General features: G+C 39.0%; 15 protein-coding genes and 1 other RNA gene. 6 read left to right on the top strand and 10 right to left on the bottom strand.

Annotation, left to right across the window (positions count from 1 at the left end; translation table 11 throughout):
* Window position 1: 1 nt before the first annotated feature.
* From mapZ to ADH31_RS08520, 5 genes are all read right to left on the bottom strand, one after another.
* Complete coding sequence (gene mapZ / locus ADH31_RS08505; RefSeq protein WP_049510164.1) at window positions 2-1,465, bottom strand: cell division site-positioning protein MapZ; 1,464 nt, start codon at window positions 1,463-1,465, stop codon at window positions 2-4.
* A 12-nt stretch (window positions 1,466-1,477) separates the two neighbouring features.
* Complete coding sequence (locus ADH31_RS08510) at window positions 1,478-2,635, bottom strand: THUMP domain-containing class I SAM-dependent RNA methyltransferase (protein ID WP_049510166.1); 1,158 nt, start codon at window positions 2,633-2,635, stop codon at window positions 1,478-1,480.
* A gap of 82 nt (window positions 2,636-2,717) precedes the next feature.
* Window positions 2,718-3,098, bottom strand: an RNA gene (gene rnpB, locus ADH31_RS09625) — RNase P RNA component class B.
* Window positions 3,099-3,116: 18 nt separating this feature from the next.
* Window positions 3,117-3,446 (bottom strand): cell division regulator GpsB, encoded by a 330-nt coding sequence (gene gpsB, locus ADH31_RS08515; protein WP_000146538.1) that lies wholly within the window; start codon window positions 3,444-3,446, stop codon window positions 3,117-3,119.
* A gap of 69 nt (window positions 3,447-3,515) precedes the next feature.
* Window positions 3,516-4,043, bottom strand: a complete 528-nt coding sequence (locus tag ADH31_RS08520) for a DUF1273 domain-containing protein (protein WP_049510169.1) — start codon at window positions 4,041-4,043, stop codon at window positions 3,516-3,518.
* A gap of 67 nt (window positions 4,044-4,110) precedes the next feature.
* On the opposite strand from ADH31_RS08520, the gene recU reads away from it, so the two are divergent.
* Entirely contained in the window at window positions 4,111-4,707 is a 597-nt protein-coding gene (gene recU / locus ADH31_RS08525; RefSeq protein WP_000248769.1) for a Holliday junction resolvase RecU, read from the top strand.
* Window positions 4,704-6,866 (top strand): penicillin-binding protein PBP1A, encoded by a 2,163-nt coding sequence (gene pbp1a / locus ADH31_RS08530; protein ID WP_049510171.1) that lies wholly within the window; start codon window positions 4,704-4,706, stop codon window positions 6,864-6,866. Before recU ends, pbp1a begins: the two co-directional genes overlap by 4 nt.
* Window positions 6,867-7,218: 352 nt before the next feature.
* Here pbp1a and ADH31_RS08535 read toward each other — a convergent pair whose 3' ends face one another.
* Window positions 7,219-9,201, bottom strand: coding sequence for a peptide ABC transporter substrate-binding protein (locus tag ADH31_RS08535; protein ID WP_049510173.1), 1,983 nt, complete (start codon window positions 9,199-9,201; stop codon window positions 7,219-7,221).
* Between the two features lie 223 nt (window positions 9,202-9,424).
* Between ADH31_RS08535 and ADH31_RS08540 the strand changes: the two genes are divergently transcribed.
* A complete protein-coding gene (locus ADH31_RS08540; protein ID WP_000032544.1) occupies window positions 9,425-9,907 on the top strand; it encodes an S-ribosylhomocysteine lyase in 483 nt (160 codons plus the stop codon).
* Window positions 9,908-9,961: 54 nt separating this feature from the next.
* Here ADH31_RS08540 and ADH31_RS08545 read toward each other — a convergent pair whose 3' ends face one another.
* Entirely contained in the window at window positions 9,962-12,064 is a 2,103-nt protein-coding gene (locus ADH31_RS08545; RefSeq protein ID WP_049510175.1) for an AAA family ATPase, read from the bottom strand.
* Between the two features lie 402 nt (window positions 12,065-12,466).
* Window positions 12,467-14,782, bottom strand: coding sequence for a formate C-acetyltransferase (pflB, locus tag ADH31_RS08550; protein ID WP_049503040.1), 2,316 nt, complete (start codon window positions 14,780-14,782; stop codon window positions 12,467-12,469).
* A gap of 237 nt (window positions 14,783-15,019) precedes the next feature.
* On the opposite strand from pflB, the gene dinB reads away from it, so the two are divergent.
* Window positions 15,020-16,081 (top strand): DNA polymerase IV, encoded by a 1,062-nt coding sequence (gene dinB / locus ADH31_RS08555; RefSeq protein WP_049510177.1) that lies wholly within the window; start codon window positions 15,020-15,022, stop codon window positions 16,079-16,081.
* Window positions 16,082-16,115: 34 nt separating this feature from the next.
* On the opposite strand, the gene ADH31_RS08560 is transcribed toward dinB, so the two are convergent.
* Window positions 16,116-16,961: an undecaprenyl-diphosphate phosphatase gene (locus tag ADH31_RS08560; protein WP_049510179.1), complete on the bottom strand. Its 846-nt coding sequence runs from the start codon at window positions 16,959-16,961 to the stop codon at window positions 16,116-16,118.
* Window positions 16,962-17,023: 62 nt separating this feature from the next.
* Entirely contained in the window at window positions 17,024-18,916 is a 1,893-nt protein-coding gene (locus tag ADH31_RS08565) for a DUF2207 domain-containing protein (RefSeq protein WP_049510181.1), read from the bottom strand.
* Between the two features lie 130 nt (window positions 18,917-19,046).
* Between ADH31_RS08565 and ADH31_RS08570 the strand changes: the two genes are divergently transcribed.
* Window positions 19,047-20,612 carry an ABC transporter substrate-binding protein/permease gene (locus tag ADH31_RS08570; protein ID WP_045763619.1) on the top strand — a complete coding sequence of 522 codons (1,566 nt, stop codon included), beginning with the start codon at window positions 19,047-19,049 and terminating at the stop codon, window positions 20,610-20,612.
* Complete coding sequence (locus tag ADH31_RS08575; protein WP_000081949.1) at window positions 20,612-21,352, top strand: amino acid ABC transporter ATP-binding protein; 741 nt, start codon at window positions 20,612-20,614, stop codon at window positions 21,350-21,352. The genes ADH31_RS08570 and ADH31_RS08575 overlap by 1 nt, the downstream gene beginning before the upstream one ends.
* Window positions 21,353-21,619: the final 267 nt, after the last annotated feature.

Here is a 21,619-nt window from a genome sequence, read left to right on the forward strand (position 1 = left end):
ACTAGTAGTCCAAATCATCCGCATGTCCAGAACCATTCCCTACAAAGTAACCTGTCTTACAATTTAGGGTAAAGAGATAGGTACCATCTGGTTTATAAAGATTATAGTAGCCATTACCATTAACAATATTCACAGGTTCCAAAATGTATTGATTACCCGTGATATAGCCTCGCGCACGCGAAGTCTCAAGAATGCGTTCAAGGACACCATCTGCAAAAGTCCAAGCAGGATTACTACTATCACTAACAGCAGCTTGATTATACGGTACTCGACTGACACTTCTTTGTAGGTTCACACCATTGCTTGCTAGTCCACTATTTAGGATATTATTTGCTGAGGCTGTTTCACCCGCTGAAGTTGATGCATTAGCAGAGCTGCTAGCATTGCCTTCAGTTGCTGAGCTTGACTCTGTTTGGCTTGATGAACTTGACTGACTACTGCTTGAGCTTGTAGAACTTGAAAGTTGACTCTTACCGAGACTAATAGCCTTATCTAGCAGTTTATCAATTTCTGTATTCCCAGTCTTGACTTCGGTAAATTTAGCATCTGCCTTTACTTTAGCATTTGTATCTAGAACACCATCTGTAATAGCTGACGTTTCAAATTGAGCATTAACGTCTTGAATTGCCTTGATTTGTGTTTCAAGACTATCGTATTTTGATTTAGCAAGAGTATGCTCTCTAGCTCCCTCAAGTTTATCTAAAAGTTCTTTGAGCTGATTCAATTGACTAAACTGACTATTTTTTAGGGCAGTTTTATTCTCATCAGTATAAAAAGTGTCATAGAGACTGTTAAATTGATCGAGTATTGCTTGATTGCTCACTAAACCTGCATCAGATGACTGAGACTGAATTTCTTGGGAAGAACGCGTAATTTGACGATAAACGTAGTAGCTACCCCCAATAATCAAGACAATAATCGCTAAAAGAGCTGACAAGATGATCCACAGTTTTTTGCGTCGTGGCTCATCCTCTTCTTGAAGAGAGCGAGCTAGAATTGGGGTTTCTTCTTGTGAAGTTTCCTCATTATCTACCTGTTCTGGTTCAAATACTTCCTCTACAAGATTTTTGTCCATAACTAAAGTTTCTTCTAGTGGCGAAAGGAGAACTTCTTCAGTTGCTACTCCCTCTTCTTCAGCAAACTTTTCTGATTCAGAGACTTCTTCTACTGGTTCCACCTCTTCTTCAATCGTTTCTTTAGCATCTTGGATCAAATCATCTAGACTCTGAAGTTCATCTTTCTTCGCCTGAATGTTTGTAAATTTATCAGCTTCGATTTCTTCACGGTGTTGTTTAATGTATTTGTCCAAAATCGTATCATCAGGAGTTACTCCTGCTTCGATTTCTTCATTTTTTCGAATAACTTGTCCAACTGTTAGATCCTTAGCTTCCTTAAAGTCAAACTGAGGTTCTTGGGAGATTTTCTCCGGTTCTAACAATTCTTCTTTTTTATCCTTCTGATCCATGGCAGCTCCTTTCTAATCTGTCAAATTTCTTTTGACACGTTGACCAAAATATTGATACAAATCAACTTTCAAAGTACCATTATAGAGTTTTCGTTTTTTATCCGCCTGACTACCATATTTGCTTTCAAAGGCTTCATCACTTGTCAGAATAAACTTACTCCAAGTCTTGAGCGGCTCAAAAACCTCACCCATTTCAGCATAAAGTTTAGTTACTCCTGCATCATCTGATAGACGTTCCCCATAAGGTGGGTTAGAAATAATAACTCCATTAATCTTATCCGTACGCAAATCCTGTACGCGCATCTGTTTAAAGAGAATATCTCCAGATACTCCTGCTGCCTGGGCATTGGCTTTGGCAATTTCCACCATACGACCATCGATATCACAACCCATAATATCCAGTTCAATCTCTCGATTTATCTGCTTGCTTGCCTCAGTTCTGACTTCTTGAATCATTCGATCACTGACCCAGTTCCATTCTTCAAAGGCAAAGGAACGACGCAAACCTGGTGCCATCTTGCGCGCAATCATAGCCGCCTCAATACAGAAGGTTCCCGAACCACAGGTTGGATCAATCAAAGGCTTATCAGGGTACCAGTTAGAAAGTTGCAAAATCGCAGCTGCCATATTCTCCTTGATTGGAGCACCACCTTTTTCAGTACGATAACCACGTTTAAAGAGACTTGAGCCAGTTGTATCAATCATAACAGTCGCTATATCTTTCAAAATAGAAACTTCAATCTTGAACTCTGGACCATTCTCCATCAGGGGAACACCTTCTGGTCGTGCATAGTGTTTTTGTAGTTTCTTAACAACTGCCTTTTTAGAAATTGCCTGCACACTTGGTTCATTGTGTAATTTTGACTTAACACACTTAGCCTTGGCAATTGGGAAACGTGCTCCAAGTGGGAGATAGTTCTCCCAATCTAGAGCAAAAACTCCTTGGAAGAGTTCTTCAAATGTTTTTGCAGGAAAAGTTCCCACAACGATTTTGATTCTATCCGCAGCTCTTAGCCACAGGTTGGTTTGGATAATCGCTTTAACATCACCTTGAAAACGAACACGCCCATTTTCAACTTGACAATCATAACCCAAATCTCTCACTTCACGTCCAACTACAGCTTCCAAACCCGCAGCAGCAGTCGCAATTAAATTAAATGTTGTTTTCATTTCAGTCTTTTATAGACCTTTCTTTATTCACTTTAAAAAATGAGGTTGAGAAATATATCTCAGCCCCAACCTATATGCAATTTTCTATAAGCCATGTTTTGTTCCAGAAGTGACTAGGACCACTTCCTTCGATAATCATCTGTCTACCACTAGCAGCTCTAGCTGCTAGCAGTCAGAGTACTACGTTCGTTTCCGCGCACTCCATGCCCCGACCAAAATTTGGGTTGCTAGCTTGAGGGGTTTACCGCGTTCCACTCTCTCTGTTTCCAGAGAGACTCCGTCACTGTGGCACTTTCAAGTCTACTCTGACATATCCTAAGACTTAGCCATTTCAACTGCCGTAACGATTTCTCGTCCCTAGGCTTATGGTTTCGCCTAGCACAAACACTACAGGCATCACAGCCTGTGCTAGCATGGACTTTCCTCATGAAAAGAAACTCTCTTCACGCGATTATCCAAAAATTGCACAACAGAAGTATTCTTAGAAATCAGAATTATCCATGATTTGTTTGCCAAATACTTCTTTTTCAAGACGATTCAAACGTTTCAAAATATCAAAGTTTGTCATAGAAGTTGTACTTCCAAGCTCTGCTGGTTCAGAAGCTACTGGAGTCACTTGAGGTTTTTTCGCCAATTCCTCTTTCAACTCTGCAATTTCTAAACGGAGTGACTTTACTAATGCTGCATAAGTTTCATAATCCTTGATGACGTCATCCAAGAATTCATCAACCTCTGCTTTACTATATCCACGTACTTCTCTTCCAAAATCCTGCTCAAAAATATCTTTTGCTGTAAAAATAATACTTGCCATGTCTCTCTCCATTCTCAGTTGCTAGTATTATTATATAAAAAAAGGCAAACAAAAAGCAAGGTCAAAGGCTCAATTTTCGGAAAAATTTTCAGCTACTTCGTTTAATTCCTCAAATGTTAATCTTTTTGTAATATAGTTGTCTTTCTTTTTCATCAGTTCGTAAAAATACTTCAGTTTTGTTTCATTTTCTTCATCATAAAAAAGATAGGCTCCATCTGTATTTTCAAGTAAGAAAAGTTGATAATCTCGTAATTGACCCTTATGTTCATAGTTCGGATAGGCGTATTTAACAAAATCAACTTGTTTAAATTCACTAAGTTTAACCCGATTCCCCTCATTCCAGTTTTCCCCATGAGTCTCAAAATCAAAGATAGTCGCAAGTTGGAAACCAAAGTCATCTTTCATATCTCTGGCAACCTCTAAAACCCAGTATTCAAATCCCAGAGTTCCCGTAAACACCAACCATTTCAACCCTTCGTCAGCCATTTTTTCCAAATCTCTACGAATGGCTTTTTTAATAATTTTTAAACGAATATCTTTGTCATTAAACAATCCTAAATCAAAGCTAGAATAGCCTAAAACCAAGGCTGTATGCATTTTTTCACCCTTTCTGTTCACTTTTATGGTATAATAGAGTGATGTTATTGTACCAATAAGGAGAATTATGGTCAACTATCCTCATAAACTTTCATCGAAAAAAAAACAACAAGTCACCTCACAAACTAAAAATTTCGCAAATCGTGGGATGACCTTTGAGAAGATGATCAATGCTACAAACGATTATTATCTGACACACGGTTTAGCTGTTATCCATAAGAAACCAACTCCTGTTCAGATTGTCCGAGTAGACTATCCTCAGCGTAGTCGTGCTAAGATTGTTGAAGCTTATTTTAGACAAGCATCGACTACCGATTATTCTGGAGTTTATGAAGGGTTTTACATCGATTTCGAAGCCAAGGAAACCAAGCAAAAACATGCGATTCCAATGAAGAACTTCCATCCTCATCAGATTCGGCATATGGAACAAGTCCTTGAACAAAAAGGAATTTGCTTTGTCCTTCTTCATTTTTCTTCTTATCAAGAAACGTATTTATTGCCGGCACTTGACCTCATCCGTTTTTATCATCAGGATATGGGAAAAAAGTCAATGCCGCTTGACTATATCAAAGAATTCGGTTATGTGATTGAGCAGTCTGCTTTTCCACAAATTCCTTACCTTGATACAGTCAAACAACATTTACTAGGTGGTAAAACAATATGAACAAACAAACTATCTTACGCATCGCTAAATACCTCGGCATTGGTGTGATTAGCTTATTTATCGCAGCTTTCCTGCTTGGTGGCGGTGTCTTTCTTTACTATGCAAACAAGGCTCCTGAACTTTCCGAGAGTAAACTTGTTGCAACTACATCAAGTAAAATTTATGATAGCAAAAATGAACTAATCGCAGATTTGGGTGCTGAACGTCGTGTCAATGCTCAAAGTAGTGACATTCCTACTGATCTTGTCAATGCGATTGTCTCTATCGAAGATCACCGTTTCTTTAACCACAGAGGAATTGATAGCATTCGTATAGCAGGAGCATTCCTTCGTAACCTTCGAAGCAATAGTGGTCTTCAAGGTGGATCAACTTTGACTCAGCAGTTAATTAAATTAACTTACTTTTCAACATCGACAGCTGATCAAACCCTATCCCGTAAAGTTCAAGAAGCTTGGTTAGCTATCCAACTAGAGCGAACTGCAACTAAGCAAGAAATATTGACCTATTACGTCAATAAGGTTTACATGTCAAATGGTAACTATGGTATGCAGACAGCTGCGGAAAACTATTATGGTAAGGACCTCAAAGACTTATCCATTCCTCAGCTAGCACTCTTAGCAGGTATGCCACAGGCTCCAAACCAATACGATCCTTATTCTCATCCTGAAGCTGCCCTTGAAAGACGAAACCTTGTTTTGTCAGAAATGCAAAGGCAAGGATACCTTACAGCCGAACAATATGAAACAGCCATCAATACTCCAATCACAGATGGACTTCAAAGTCTAAAATCTGTTAATAGCTATCCACAGTACATGGATAACTATCTTAAAGAGGTTATTGACCAAGTAGAACAAGAGACAGGTTATAATCTATTAACAACAGGTATGGAAGTCTATACCAACGTCGACCAAGAGGTACAAAAACACCTTTGGGACGTCTATAACACTGATCAATACGTAAACTATCCTGATGATGATATCCAAGCAGCTTCTACTATCGTTGATGTATCAAATGGTAAAGTTATTGCCCAACTCGGGTCTCGACACCAAGCTAGCAATGTATCCTTTGGTACTAACCAAGCAGTGGAAACAAACCGTGACTGGGGTTCAACTATGAAACCAATTACGGACTATGCACCTGCACTTGAGTACGATATCTATGACTCAACTGCTTATATGCTTAAGGATGTACCATATAACTTCCCAGGTACTAGCACTCCAGTCTACAACTGGGATCGTGGCTATTATGGTAACATCACTCTTCAAACCGCTATCCAACAATCTCGTAACGTACCAGCAGTCGAAACTCTCGATAGAGTTGGACTTGATAAAGCCAAAAAATTCTTAAACGGACTTGGCATTGATTATCCAACCATGGTATATGCAAACGCAATTTCAAGTAACACGACTGAATCAGGTAAACAGTACGGTGCAAGTAGTGAAAAAATGGCTACTGCTTATGCTGCATTTGCTAACGGTGGTATCTATCACAAACCAATGTATATCAATAAAGTTGTCTTTAGCGACGGTAGTTCAAAAGAGTTTTCTGATCAAGGTACTCGTGCTATGAAAGAAACAACAGCTTATATGATGACCGAGATGATGAAAACAGTACTATATTATGGAAACGGTACTGGTGCTTACATTTCTTGGTTACCTCAAGCGGGTAAAACTGGTACATCAAACTATACTGATGCTGAAATTGAGAATCATATCAAAACCGATCAGTATGTCGCTCCTGATGAAATGTTTGTTGGCTATACACGTAAATACTCAATGGCAGTATGGACTGGTTACTCCAATCGATTGACACCAATTGTTGGTGACGGATTTAGAGTTGCTGGTAGCATCTATCGTTCAATGATGGAATATCTCGCTGAAAATGATCACCCTGGTGATTGGACAATGCCAGAAGGACTTTATAGAAGCGGTGATTACGTCTTCAAGAATGGGGCACGTAGCAACTGGATTCCACAGTCAACTCAAGCAAGTTCGACAACAGAGAGCTCTAGCTCAAGTTCAACTTCAACAACTGAAAGCGAAAGCTCTTCAAATGAAAATACAAATGGCACTACCAATCCAAATGCAACGCAACCAAACTCATCTGCAAATTCTCAACAACAAAATCAACCCCAACAAAATCCACGAAGACAACAATAAAATATATAAAAAACTGAGGATTTATTCTCAGTTTTTTATATGCAGTTTTTTATGGTGGAATCTTAATTTTTATAAAGCCAAACTTTTAAAATTAGGAAGAGAAACAACTTAACAGACTAAAAAACTGTCAAAGCTATCTCAATCGCAACCTTATCCCAAACACAAGTTAAATAGTCGGGAAAACTGTTTAAAAGTTACCTTGTGTTTATGTAGTTTATCTATGAACTGGGGCGTGACTTAGAAAGTCTGTTCTACTACTTCAATGCAGTGCTTGAACCAATAACAAAAATGTCAAACTGATGTCTCAGGAATGATATCAAAAGGCCAGATTTTTTGTCCGGCCTCTTTTTTCTTATTTGACATGGTTTGCAAGATCTTCTTGCGCTTTTTTATTAGATTCTTCTTTTTCTTTCTTCCATTTATCTTGAGCTTTCTGATATTCATCAGCAGTTACTGGTTTATCTTGAAGTTCAAGGTATTTGTACAAGAGAGCTTCACTTGTTCCCTTGTTACCTGAGTAAGCAAACGGAAGTGTGAATGGTACCATCTTAGACAACATTGGACGTCCAGTTTGAGAAGTTGTAGGGATAATCAAAGCACTATCTGTCAACCAAGCTTGGGCTGCAGCATATTTGTCATAACGTTTTGAAACGTCAGTATTTTCATTACCAGCTTCAACAACCATCTTTTCGTAATCTTCCAAACCAACTTGTTTGGCAACAGCGTTGTTTGTACCTGAATCAAATCCTAGGTAAGTCTTAGTATTTTCACCGACTGATGGTTTGATGATATCAAGGTAAGTAGATGGGTCGATATAGTCTGGAGTCCAACCAACGTTATCTGAAAGGTCCCAATCTTCTCCAGCAGCTGATTCTGCAAAGTAAGTGACATTGAGAACTTCATCTTTTTGAAGTTGTTGGATATCAATAACGACATTGTCAGTTCCTAATGTTGCTTCAAGTGATTGTTTCAATGATTGAACACGTTGTACTTTTGTAGTACTTGTTTGGTCAACCGGCATATCCAAGTGAATTGGGAATTGAACACCTTCCGCTTGGAGAGCTGTCTTAGCCTTAGCAAATTCTGCTTTTGCTTTTTCAGGATTGTAAAGACCATCTTGAGCGTCGTCTAGATTAACATCTTTCCATTCATCACCATAGGTCACCAATTTTTCCTTAACTAAGTCACCAAAGTTTTTACCATCTGCTTGAACAAATGTTGGTGGCACAAACAAGTTACGAAGAAGTTTGCTTGCTCCACTTTCTCCGTTTACTTGAGAAGCATAAGCTGTTCTGTCAAAACCAAAAGCAAGGGCTTGACGGAAGTCTTTGTTAAGGAGAGCTTTTTTAGTTGATGTCTTTTGTTCATCTGTAGTCTTAGAAGTGTACTTGTAAGACTGACGATCAATATTGGTACCAATTAAGTAAGTTGAAGAATCTTGAGGTGTATAAACAATATTGTCTTTAAATTCTTTTTCAAGTTCAGGATAACTTGCACTGGTTGGGAAGAGACGAGCCATTGAGAAACCACCATCTTTAAAGGTTTCTGCAAGTTTGTTATTGTCTTGACCATCCCAGAATGAAAGTTTTACTTTATCAATATGAACATTGTCCTTATCCCAGTAGTTTGGATTCTTTTCAAATTCTACTGAAGATTTTGCTACCAATGATTTCAACAAGAAAGGACCGTTGTAAAGAATACTGCTTGGATCAGTTGCTTTGGCAAAGTCACTTCCTTTAGAAGTAAGGAATTCTTCATTGACTGGTGCAAGAATACCCATGGTTGTCTTAGAGTTCCAGAAGCTTTCTGGTTTGTTCAAAGTATATTGAACTGTCTGATCATCAATTGCCTTGATTCCAACTTCAGAAAAGTCTTTAACTTCACCTTTCACATATGCATCCAGACCCTTAATAGAATCTTGGACGAGATAAAGTGCTTCTGATTTATTATCAGCTGCATATTTAAGACCTGTTACAAAGTCTTGAGCTTTCACAGCTGCGTACTCCTCACCTTCAGAAGTATACCATTTAGCATCTTTACGGATTGTGTAAGTGTATGTCAAACCGTCTTGAGATACAGACCAGTCTTCTGCCATTGATGGTACAAAGTTTCCGTAGCGGTCATTTTCCATCAAACCGTCAACGACATTACTTGTGATATTAGCAACTGCAGCCTTACCAGTTGTCAAATAGTTGAGGCTGTCTGGATCAGTTTCATAAACATAAGAAAAAGTTTTCTCACCCTTTGCACTAGAGCCTGAACCTGAACAAGCTGCCAAAACACCTGACGCTAACAGAGTCACTCCTGCTAGGGCCATTACTTTTGAAAATTTCATAATAAACTCCTTTATGACTTTTTATACATTATAGTCCCTTTTTTGCTAAGTGTCAATACAATTTTCAGAATTTTTCAAATTGATTTGAAAACAATTGCCATTTTAAAATTATTTTTTACAGTCAGTCACTTTTTTGGCATTCATATTTGAAAAATCTCTTTGTTAGCAGTTTTCAAGTAAATCTTTATGATATAATGAAAGGAGAAAATTGAAAGGAAATACCATGTCAAAAGAAGTTATTGTTGAAAGTTTTGAACTGGATCACACCATTGTCAAAGCACCTTATGTCCGTTTAATCGGAGAAGAAACAGGTCCTAAAGGAGATATCATTTCTAACTTTGATATTCGCTTGGTTCAACCAAATGAAGATTCAATCCCTACTGCTGGTCTTCATACGATAGAGCACCTCTTAGCCAAACTCATCCGTACTCGCATCGACGGGATGATTGATTGTTCACCATTTGGGTGTCGTACAGGTTTCCATATGATTATGTGGGGACGTCATACTAGCGCAGAAATCGCAGCTGTCATCAAGGATTCACTAAAGGAAATCGCTGAGACTACAACTTGGGAAGATGTCCCAGGAACTACCATTGAGTCTTGTGGTAACTACAAGGATCATAGCCTTTTCTCTGCTAAGGAATGGGCAAAATTGATTCTTGAACAAGGAATCTCAGATGATGCCTTTGAGCGTCATGTCATTTAACAAAAAGGAACCAATTTTTTCAACTGGTTCCTTTTTTATTCTCAAAACCTTGATTTAAGCTTTTTCACGAATGACCAAAACACCATCTTCCATATCAGCTTCAAGGTGTATAGCATCCAAATTATCTAAGTGAAAGTCTGTGACTTTGTCACGAATTTGTTGTTCAACTACACGACGAAGTGGACGAACACCCATGACTTCATCGTAACCTTCTTCAGTCATGTATTCTTTAGCTGCATCGCTCACTGCCAAGTCGATTTCTTTCTTAGCAAGTGTCTTATTGACATCAACCAACATCAAATCTACAATCTTAGAAAGGTCTTCCTTGCTCAAGTGTGAGAATTCGATGACAGCATTGAAACGATTGAGGAATTCTGGACGGAAGTAAGGTTTCAAACGATCCATCAATTCTGGTTTGTCCGCATCTTCTGTCAAGTTCGCTTCATAACCAAAGCCAGCATTTGAAGTTGCGATAATCACTGTATTCTTGAAGTTTACAGTGTTACCTTGACCGTCTGTCAAACGACCATCATCCAATACTTGAAGAAGAAGAGTGATCACTTGAGGATCTGCCTTTTCAATCTCATCAAGAAGGACAATTGAGTATGGATTGCGACGAACACGTTCAGTCAAGGTATTGTTGTTGTCATCGTAACCAACATAACCAGCTGTTGTACCAATCAATTTAGAAACGGCTGTGCGGTCGCTGTATTCAGACATATCCAAACGAATGATGGCATCTTTCGTTCCGAACATATCAAGAGCTAATTGTTTAGCCAACTCAGTCTTACCAACGCCAGTAGGTCCTACAAAGAGGAAGCTACCGATAGGACGGTTTCCTTCGTCAAAACCTGCACGGTTACGACGGATAGCACGTGCTACTGCCTCAACAGCTTTATCTTGACCGATGACTTTGGTTTGCAAACGGTGACCCATATCTTTCAAGCGTTCAATATCAGTTGCACCCATTTGTGATACTGGAATACCAGTCATACGTTCTACAGACTCAGCTACGTCATTGACAGTCGCTGTAACCTTGTGATCTTCTGTATGGTTAGCAATTTGCTTTTCAAGTTCTTCGATACGAACTTTTGCATTTAAAGCTGCTTCATAATCTTCTTTAGCAGCTGCAGCTTCTTGTTTAGCTTTTTCTTCTTCAATTTCATGTTCCACAGCATGCACATCTGTTACTGGATGTTGTGCAGCCAAGTGAGCAGCTGTCACATCGACAAGGTCGATAGCCTTATCTGGCAAGCTACGTTGTGGAATATATTGAACAGAGTAATCAACAGCAGCTTTCAAAACTTCATCTGGCAAGATAACATTATGGTGTTGTTGATATAGATCACGGATACCTTGGAGAATCTTGAAAGTATCTTCAGCAGATGGAGCATTGACCTTCACTTCATTGAAACGACGAGCAAGGGCAGCATTTTTCAAAATAGTGTTGCGGTATTCGTCTTGAGTTGTTGCACCAATCACTGTCAATTCACCACGTGAAAGAGCTGGTTTCAAGATATCAGCAAGACCTTTAGATCCTTGACCATCTCCTGTGCTACCTGCACCCAGGATTTGATGGATTTCGTCGAAGAAGAGGATAATGTTTCCAGCTTCTTTAACTTCTTTTACCAAGTTTTGAATATTTTCTTCAAAGCTACCACGATATTGAGTGCCAGCTTCAAGACCTGAAATATCAATAGAGATAATTTCTTTATTCTTGATTGCTGCTGGAACATCACCATTCACGATAGCTTGAGCCAAACCTTCAACTACTGCTGTTTTACCGACACCAGCATCACCTACAAGGACTGGGTTGTTCTTAGTACGACGAGAAAGAATTTCAGATGTTTCTTGAATTTCCTTATTACGTCCAATAACCGGATCTAACTTACCTTCACGTGCTTCAGCTGTTAAGTTACGTCCAAGTTTTGCAAGAATACCATCTTGTTTCATAGCTTTACCTTGAACATACTGTGCTTGGTCACTTCCTTCATTTGGAAGTTGACCAGTTTGACGGTAAATAGCGAATTCTTCTGGAGTTACTTCACGACCGTTAATCAAGTAACGACGATTTTCAGAACTATATCCACGCATACCGCCCATCAATTGGTTAAATAAATCATCCATGTTGTTAAAGTTATTAAAGTTGTTATTCATATTTCATACCTCGTTTGTTTTCAAATTTACTTAGTCAAAACATTTTGACTTTCTCTGACCTTTTTTTAAAAATTTAGACTAGCAATCTGCTACTCTACGTATAATTTCAGGTTTTTCTTTATCCAATACAGGTTTTGTAATTGGACTTCTAAAAATACTAATGTTCATCATAGGTTGTACCTCTTTTCTAGGTTTTACCCATACTTTGATCTTAAGATAGAATACACAATCACCTTAAAATCAAGGTTTTCTAAGGATTTCCTTATCCTTATGTTCTTAGTTTATCACTTTGGTCAGTAATAGTCAAGAGATTTGACCAAATTTGACTAATTTTTTTTTTAAAATTTTTATAACAAAAAAACCAGTCAGAGTGACTGGTTTTTGATTTACTATTTATGAATCTTAGCTCAATGCATCATCCATTGAAAGAACTTCGTGGAAGACACGTTGTGTCAATTCAGTTTTTTGTTCTGGAGTGAGGTACTTAGTATTTACACAGTATCCTGAGATACGTACGATTACGTCTTCACCTGACATGATCTTTTCGTAAACATCGTTCAAGTCCATAACGTTCAAGTTAACGTGTTGTCCACCGTTTTCGAAGTAACCATCAAGGATTGTTACCAAGTTATCAACTTGTTCGTCACGAGTTTTACCAAGAGCGCGAGGTGATACTTGAGTTGTCAATGAGATACCATCAGCTGCATAACCAAAGTCAAGGCTAGCAAGTGAGTTCAAGTTTTGCAACCATCCACCTTTAGCTTTGTTAGATGGGTTAGCACCTGGTGAGAAGAATTCAAGTTTAGACAAGTTCACTGAACCATCTTCGTTGAGATATACACCTTTGTGGACTGGTGAGTTACCAGTTTGTTTAGAGTAAGCAACGTTAGATGTGATTGTCAAAAGTGATACAGTAGCTTCTGCGTCTTTGTAAAGTTTGTGACTACGTAGACGAGTTGTGTAAGCTTCGATCAACCATTCTGCCAATTCGTTTGAACGTGGGTCATCTTCACCCCAACGTGGGTATTCACCGATTGTTTCGTAATCGTAGATGTAGCCATTTTCGTCACGGATTGGTTTAACTGTAGCGTACTTGATAGCTGACAATGTATCAACAGTGTTTGCGAAACCACAGATACCGAATCCCATGTTAGCACGTTGTTTAGTTGGCAAGAAGGCCATTTGAACAGCTTCGTAGTTGTACTTATCAGTCATGTAGTGGATGATGTTCAAAGCATCTACGTAAGTGTCAGTCAACCAGTCAAGAGATTTTTCAAAGTTAGCTTTAACTGATTCGAATTCAAGAACTTCATCACGGATTGGTTCGATGTCAAATACTTTGTAGTCTTTATGAACATCGTCGTAACCACCATTCAAACCAGTAAGAAGAGCTTTAAGAACGTTAACGCGAGCACCGAAGTACTGGATGTTGTGACGTTGTTCTTCGTTTTCTGGGTCAAGTGGAGATACACAACATGAGATACAGCTCATTTCACCGTATCCGTCTTTAGCCATTGTTGTAACACCTTCGTATTGGATTGAAGAGTGTTTGTGGCTCATGTGCATACAGTAGCGACGGAAATTGTATGGCAATTTGTCAGTCCAAAGAACTGTCAAGTTTGGTTCTGGAGAGTTACCGATGTTGTCAAGAGTGTTCAAGAAACGGTAGTCCATCTTAGTAACACGGTGACGACCGTCGTTACCCATACCAGCCATAGAAGTTGTGATGAAGGTTGGGTCACCTGAGTACAATTGGTCATAAGCTTTTGTACGAGCAAATTTAACTGTACGAAGTTTCATAACGAAATCATCAACAAATTCTTGGATTTCTGATTCAGTAAATGTACCACGAGCAAGGTCACGTTCTGCAAAGATATCCAATACGATTGGCACACGTCCAAGAGATGTAGCCGCACCGTTGATAACACGGCAGACAGCCATAAAGGCAATGTTAACCCATTGGATAGCTTCTTTAACGTTCATCGCTGGTTTACGAACATCAACTCCGTAAAGGTCACCCAAGCGTACAACTTGTTGCAATGCTTGGTATTGAAGGTTTACTTCTTCACGAAGGCGGATTGTTTCTTCATCGATTTCTTTGATTGCATTCCAGTCGTTGACTTTTTCTTGCATCAAGTAGTCTGCTCCGTAAAGAGCAAGACGTGCGTAAACACCGATGATACGTCCACGTGAGTAGGCATCTGGAAGACCAGTTACAGTGTGAGCGTGACGAGCGCGACGAATGTTTGAAGTGTAGGCACGGAAGATACCGTCGTTAACTGTTGTTACATATTTAGTGAAGATTTCGTGAACAGCTGGATCTGGCTCATATCCATTTTCTTTCAAAGTAGTTTCAGCCATACGGATACCACCTTTTGGCATGAAGTTCAATTTGAAGAGTTCATCATTTTGGATACCAAAGATCACTTCGTTTTCTTTGTCGATAAATCCAGCAGGAATATCAGCAATAGAAGTTGGACGAGTGTCCATTGGGAAACGAGTTTCTTCGTAGTGTGCTTTAGTTTCTTCTACGATTTTTTTGATGTGGAGTGAACGTTCTGTTGGTCCTGCAAGGAAGCTTTCATCTCCATCATAAGGAGTGTAGTTTGCTTGTACAAAGCGTGATACACTTGCTTTTTCTTTCCAGTCAACACCTTTAAAGCCTTCCCAAGCTTTGTCAAAAATGTCCTGTGCTTCAACAACTGTCTTAACAACCATGTTAATTCCTCTTTTTTCTTTCTAGTAACAGTCATCTGTTACATTCATGTATTCAGTATAACACACAGTAAACGATTTCAACAACTAAAAACTCACTTTTTAAACACTTTCTTTTCTAATACAGTTCGAAATATATAACAAACTGTATTATATTTTTGAAAGATGTTATTTGGTTTTCATTTTTTTCAGAAAAAGAGTATAATAAAATTAAACAAACTAGCACTGAGAGGTTTCTCCATGTTGATTTTTCCACTAATGAATGATTTATCTCGTAAAATCATCCATATTGACATGGATGCCTTTTTTGCTGCTGTTGAAATTCGAGACAATCCCAAACTTAAAGGGAGGCCAGTTGTGATTGGTAGTGATCCTAGAAAAACTGGTGGTCGAGGAGTTGTTTCTACCTGTAGTTATGAAGCGCGAGTCTTCGGCATCCACTCAGCTATGAGTTCTAAAGAAGCCTATGAACGTTGCCCTCAAGCTGTTTTCATTTCTGGAAACTACGAAAAATATACTGCTGTCGGTCAACAGATTCGAGCTATTTTCAAACGTTATACGGATAATATCGAGCCTATGAGTATCGATGAAGCTTATCTAGACGTGACTGAAAACAAACTCGGTATCAAGTCAGCTGTTAAAATCGCTCGACTAATTCAACAAGATATTTGGCAAGAACTTCATCTGACTGCTTCTGCTGGTGTGTCTTATAATAAATTCTTAGCTAAAATAGCCAGCGATTACCAAAAACCTCGAGGTCTGACAGTTATTCTCCCTGATGAAGCTGAAGATTTTCTCAAACAAATGGATATCGCTAAATTCCACGGTGTGGGTAAGAAAACAGTTGAGAAATTGCATCAAATGGGGGTATTTACAGGTGCTGATCTTTTAAAAATTTCTGAAATTAGTCTCATTGATCGTTTTGGTCGACTCGGTTTTGACCTGTATCGCAAGGCTCGTGGCATTGATAATTCTCCTGTCAAATCCAATCGCATTCGTAAGTCTATCGGAAAAGAAAAAACTTATAGTAAAATTCTTAGTCTGGAAGAAGATATCAAAAAAGAGCTAACTCTTCTTTCGGAAAGAGTTGCCCTTAGTCTTCAAAAATATGAAAAAAGTGGTAAGATTGTCATCTTAAAAATTCGCTACGCTGACTTTTCTACTTTGACTAAGCGAAAAACCCTAGATCAGCAAACACAAAATTCAGACCAAATCGCTCAATACATTATTCAACTCTACGAAACACTCAGTGATAAGGATAAAGGCGTCCGTTTATTGGGAGTCACAGTGACTGGATTTTAAAACCTTGAAGGAATCTTCCCTCAAGGTTTTTTTCTTATACAAATAATCGTACAAAGCTATAAAGTAGCAAGACACTACCAAGGACAATACGGTATTTACCAAAGACTGTAAAGTCGTGTTTTTTAACATAGCTGGTCAAGAAACGAATGGCAACCATGCTGACTGCAAAAGCTACAACCATGGCAACTAGAAGTAAGAAAAATTGACCAAAGCTCAAAACTTCTCCTGCTTTAATAAATTTAAAAATCTTCAAAGCACTGGCTCCAAACATAACTGGAATTCCTAGGTAGAAGGTAAACTCAGTTACCACTGAACGACTGGTTCCATTTAATAAACCACCGACGATAGTTGCTCCGGAACGGCTAGTCCCTGGTAAAAGGGCCAAGACTTGGAAAAGTCCGATATAGAGGGCTGTTTTATAAGGCAACTTATCTAGCTCTGTGACTGTTGGCTCAATCGCTTGCGCTTTGTTACGTTTTTCAAGATAAATAAAGGCAACCCCATAAACAATCAACATAATGGCTACTGAAACTTTATTATAGAAGTGGGTTTCAAACCAATCATCAAATTTAAAAACGGCTAATAAAGGAAGTGTAGCCACAAATACTTTGGACCATAATTGCCAAGTTCTACGAACTTGAACTTTATCCTTACCTGGTTTGAAGGGGTTAAGCTTGTTAAAGTAGATAACCATAACGGCTAAGATAGCACCCAGTTGAATGACGACATTAAACATAGACATAAAGGTTTCATTTTGATCTTTAAACTGGATAAACTCTTGTGCTAAAATCAAGTGGCCAGTACTTGAAATCGGCAACCACTCCGTGATTCCTTCAACAATTCCAAAAAAGATAGCTTTTAAAATTTCAAAAAAATACATAGATTACTCCTTTTTTCTATCCTCCATTATATCATACTTTTAAAGGATGTGTTTAGTTTTCTTTAGAAAGCGCCGATACTTCCACCACCGCCACCGCCTGAGAAACCTCCACCAGAACTTCCACTACTAGAAGATACTGAGTAAGTACTTGCCGTATTTGCGACACTGGCATAATGGCTCATTTGCGCTGTTGAATGATAAAACATGTTATGCCAGCCATAAGCTACATAGAGATTGATATCTGGATTTTCAACTTGGATCTGGTGAACCTTCATCAAATGGCTCACCTTGTCAGCACAGCCAAACAAGGTTGCATACACCAGTAGCCGATTCCAGACTACAATACTTTCCAACTCTGCCTGATCCAGTCGTGCAATCTCACGCAACATATTTTCAAAGCTCGTCCAAAGATAATAGACCTCTGCTCCTGCTTCATTTAGGACACCATCACGATTATCTAGTCGAAGCTTCCAATAATAGAAAACAGCCAAAATTAAACCTAATGAGCCAAGTATTGGCAAGGGGAAGTAAAGATAGCCATGAACGTCCAAACTGTACAAAAACAAACCAAATCCGATGATTAGTGGGAAAGTAGTAGAAACACCCATACTCACTTGCAAGACCTTTTCCCCGCTAGTCAAGGGACGATAATAAGCTGGTAGCCCCAAGAATGAGACTCGGTCCTTCACCCCTTCTTGCATCTCTTTCAATACTCTTTCAAAAGAATATTTGAGCTTACGGCCTTTTGTTTGAATCCGTTTTTCATCAGTAGCTTTCGCTCCACGATAAAGGCTCTCAGATACCTTATAATCTGCAAACAAATCGGAAACAGCAACTTCTTTTTTACCTGAAAAGGCCAGATTTAGACAGGTCCTCTCAAAGCTTGCCAAGCCATCTTCTTTTACCAACCTTAAAGTAACTGCATCTCCTTCTGAAATAATAGAGACATTACCACGGTCGATTACATCTAGTAAGGTAGCCTGAATAAGCTGGTTGAAGGTGAATTTGCCTGCTCCTTTAATTAGAGGACTCACTTCTTCCAAGGAGGTCGAGTAAACAGCTTCAGATAAAACCATAGGCTCTAATTCCATCGGAGGTTCATAGAGACGATGATTTTTGGCATATTTGACTGAAGGAGTGGTTTTTCTTCTATAAATAAAATAGAAGCAGATACTCAATAACAAGGAGATGGAAAGTATTGAAGGAAACACCCAAGTAACGAGTTGTTTACTCTGCTCTTTTTCTCTAACAATCGAGTCTTCTATCTTATTAAACTCTTCTAAACGATTCCCTTTTAAGCCCTGATCCATAGCGCTAGCAAAATCAGTTCGAGGCCAGTAGGCATGCAACTCAACTCCGCGCTTAGACGGAAGATTGTCTAAACGAATAGTATAGTCATGACCACTCTGTTCAATCCTTCCCTCTCTATAGAGTTGCCCTGTGTGGAAAAAGAGTTTTTCAGCCCCCTTTTCTCCGCTTACGTGAAACTCAAACTTTTCAATAGATTCTGAACTGTCTGTTAAGGGTTGCCAATTTAATTCAGCGATGTCATCATATAAGAAAAGAAGGTTTTTCAATTGCCAGGTAAGTTCCACTTCGACCCTGTCCCCTTCCTGACCTGGATTATAGACTTTAACAGTATAACCATTCGTTTCTTCTGTCACTTCGCTAGTAACATCTGTCAGTTCAGCACCATTTTTCGAGACCTCAACCTTTGGATGAGGATCAATTTCAAACCCGCTAGGCATCTTGCCTGCACGACCAAGTCCCACGATTTGGCCATTAAAATCCTCCTCGAACTGGTAAACTATCTTCTGCCTAAATTCCGCTGTATTGTCTGCATGAATATACAGTTCTCCTTTATAGGATGGAATGCTGAAATCCACGGCAAAAACCAATTTTGGAACAATTATCAGACAAGTAAATATAAGTACTATTAACCATCTTTTTTTCATAATATAGCCTCTTTTGACCTTTTTCTCATTATATCATTTTTTCACAAGTAAGGGTTTACTAAGATTGAAAAAGTTCCGCTTTTTCGATACAATAGAGAGAAGCAATTTTAGACTAGAAATAGGAGAAATCATGAAAAAATTATGCTTAACTATCCTTGCTAGCCTAGCCCTTACTTTAGGACTAGTTAGCCAGGTCCAAGCCGATGAATATTTACGCATCGGTATGGAGGCAGCCTACGCACCCTTTAACTGGACTCAAGATGACGACAGTAACGGCGCTGTAAAAATCGATGGAACCAACCAATATGCTAATGGTTACGACGTCCAAATAGCTAAAAAGATTGCTAAGGACCTAGGCAAAGAGCCCTTGGTTGTTAAAACCAAGTGGGAAGGACTTGTTCCAGCCCTTACTTCTGGTAAGATTGATATGATCATTGCAGGTATGAGCCCAACTGCTGAACGCAAACAAGAAATTGCATTTTCAAGCAGCTACTATACTAGCGAACCAGTACTTTTGGTTAAAAAGGATTCTGCCTATGCAAACGCCAAATCACTAGAGGACTTTAGCGGAGCAAAAATCACTTCTCAACAAGGTGTTTACCTTTATGACTTAATTTCACAAATCTCAGGCGCTCAGAAGGAAACTGCCATGGGAGATTTTGCCCAAATGCGTCAAGCTCTTGAAGCTGGTGTCATTGATGCCTATGTTTCTGAACGACCAGAAGCTCTCACCGCCGAATCAGCAAACGCTAAGTTCAAAATGATTCAGCCTGAACCTGGTTTTAAAACTGGTGAAGAAGATACATCTATCGCTATTGGACTTCGTAAAGATGATGACCGTATCAGCCAAATCAATGCCAGTATCGAAACCATTTCTAAAGATGAACAAGTTGCGCTCATGGATCGTATGATTAAAGAGCAACCAGCAGAATCTACAACGACTGAAGAAAGCAACAGTAATTTCTTTGGCCAAGTCGCTAAAATTCTGACTGAAAACTGGCAACAACTCTTGCGTGGTGCTGGTATTACCCTTCTCATTTCAATTATCGGTACCATCGTTGGTCTCGCTATCGGTCTTGCTATCGGTGTCTTCCGTACAGCACCTCTATCTGAAAACCAATTTATCTTTGGTATCCAAAAACTAATCGGTTGGATTCTCAATATCTATATTGAAATTTTCCGTGGAACACCTATGATTGTACAATCTATGGTTATCTACTATGGAACTGCTCAAGCTTTCGGGATCAACCTAGACCGTACGCTAGCTGCTATCTTTATCGTTTCGATCAACACTGGTGCCTACATGACTGAAATCGTCCGTGGTGGTATTCTGGCTGTTGATAAGGGACAATTTGAAGCGGCAACTGCACTTGGTATGACTCATAACCAGACCATGCGTAAGATTGTTTTGCCTCAAGTTGTTCGAAATATTCTACCAGCAACTGGTAATGAGTTCGTCATCAACATCAAGGATACTTCTGTATTGAACGTTATCTCTGTTGTAGAACTTTACTTCTCAGGAAACACAGTAGCAACACAAACCTACCAGTACTTCCAAACCTTTACCATCATCGCAGTTATCTACTTTGTCCTCACCTTCACTGTAACGCGTATCCTACGCTTCATCGAAAAACGTATGGATATGGATACCTACACGACAGGTGCTAACCAAATGCAAACGGAGGATTTGAAATAATGAGTCAACCAATCCTTGAAATCAAACACCTCAAAAAATCCTACGGGCAAAACGAGGTCCTAAAAGACATCTCTCTCACTATTCATAAAGGAGAAGTGATTTCTATCATCGGTAGTTCCGGTAGTGGTAAATCAACCTTCCTACGTTCTATCAACCTTCTCGAAACACCAACTGAAGGTGAGATTCTTTATCACGGTGAAAACGTACTTGAAAAAGGGTATAATCTCACTCACTATCGTGAAAAACTAGGCATGGTTTTCCAATCCTTTAACCTCTTTGAAAATCTCAACGTTCTTGAAAATACGATTGTTGCACAGACAACCGTTCTCAAACGTGAACGATCAGAAGCAGAGAAAATTGCTAAAGAAAACCTTGAAAAAGTTGGAATGGGAGAGCGCTACTGGCAAGCTAAACCTAAGCAACTTTCAGGTGGTCAAAAGCAACGTGTCGCCATTGCTCGCGCACTTTCTATGAACCCTGATGCCATTCTCTTTGATGAGCCAACTTCAGCCCTTGATCCTGAAATGGTCGGTGAAGTTCTAAAAATCATGCAAGAACTAGCTCAAGAAGGCTTGACAATGATCGTTGTAACCCACGAAATGGAATTTGCTCGTGACGTATCACACCGTGTCATCTTTATGGACAAAGGTGTTATTGCAGAAGAAGGCAAACCTGAAGATTTATTTACAAATCCTAAAGAGGAACGTACAAGAGAATTTTTACAACGCTATTTAGGATAAGACAAAAGCGGTTGAATAAACCTCTTAAACCAAGAGTTGTTTTCCTATTCAATCCCCAATCAACATTGAGTCAAAGGCTCATGAACATAAAAATCAAGGTCGGAGTTTTTTATCCCGACCTCTTTTTATATACTTTAAAAATCAGCTTTATCCCTTCTTCTGTTTCCTGAGCAAGTATTGCTTGTAGCTATATTCCTAATCTTTTATTTGATTTTCATGAGTGATACTCAATGAAAATCAAAGAGCAAACTAGGAAGCGAGCCGCAG

It is taken from the genome of Streptococcus pseudopneumoniae, assembly GCF_001072375.1.
In the GTDB taxonomy this organism is placed as follows: domain Bacteria; phylum Bacillota; class Bacilli; order Lactobacillales; family Streptococcaceae; genus Streptococcus; species Streptococcus pseudopneumoniae_L.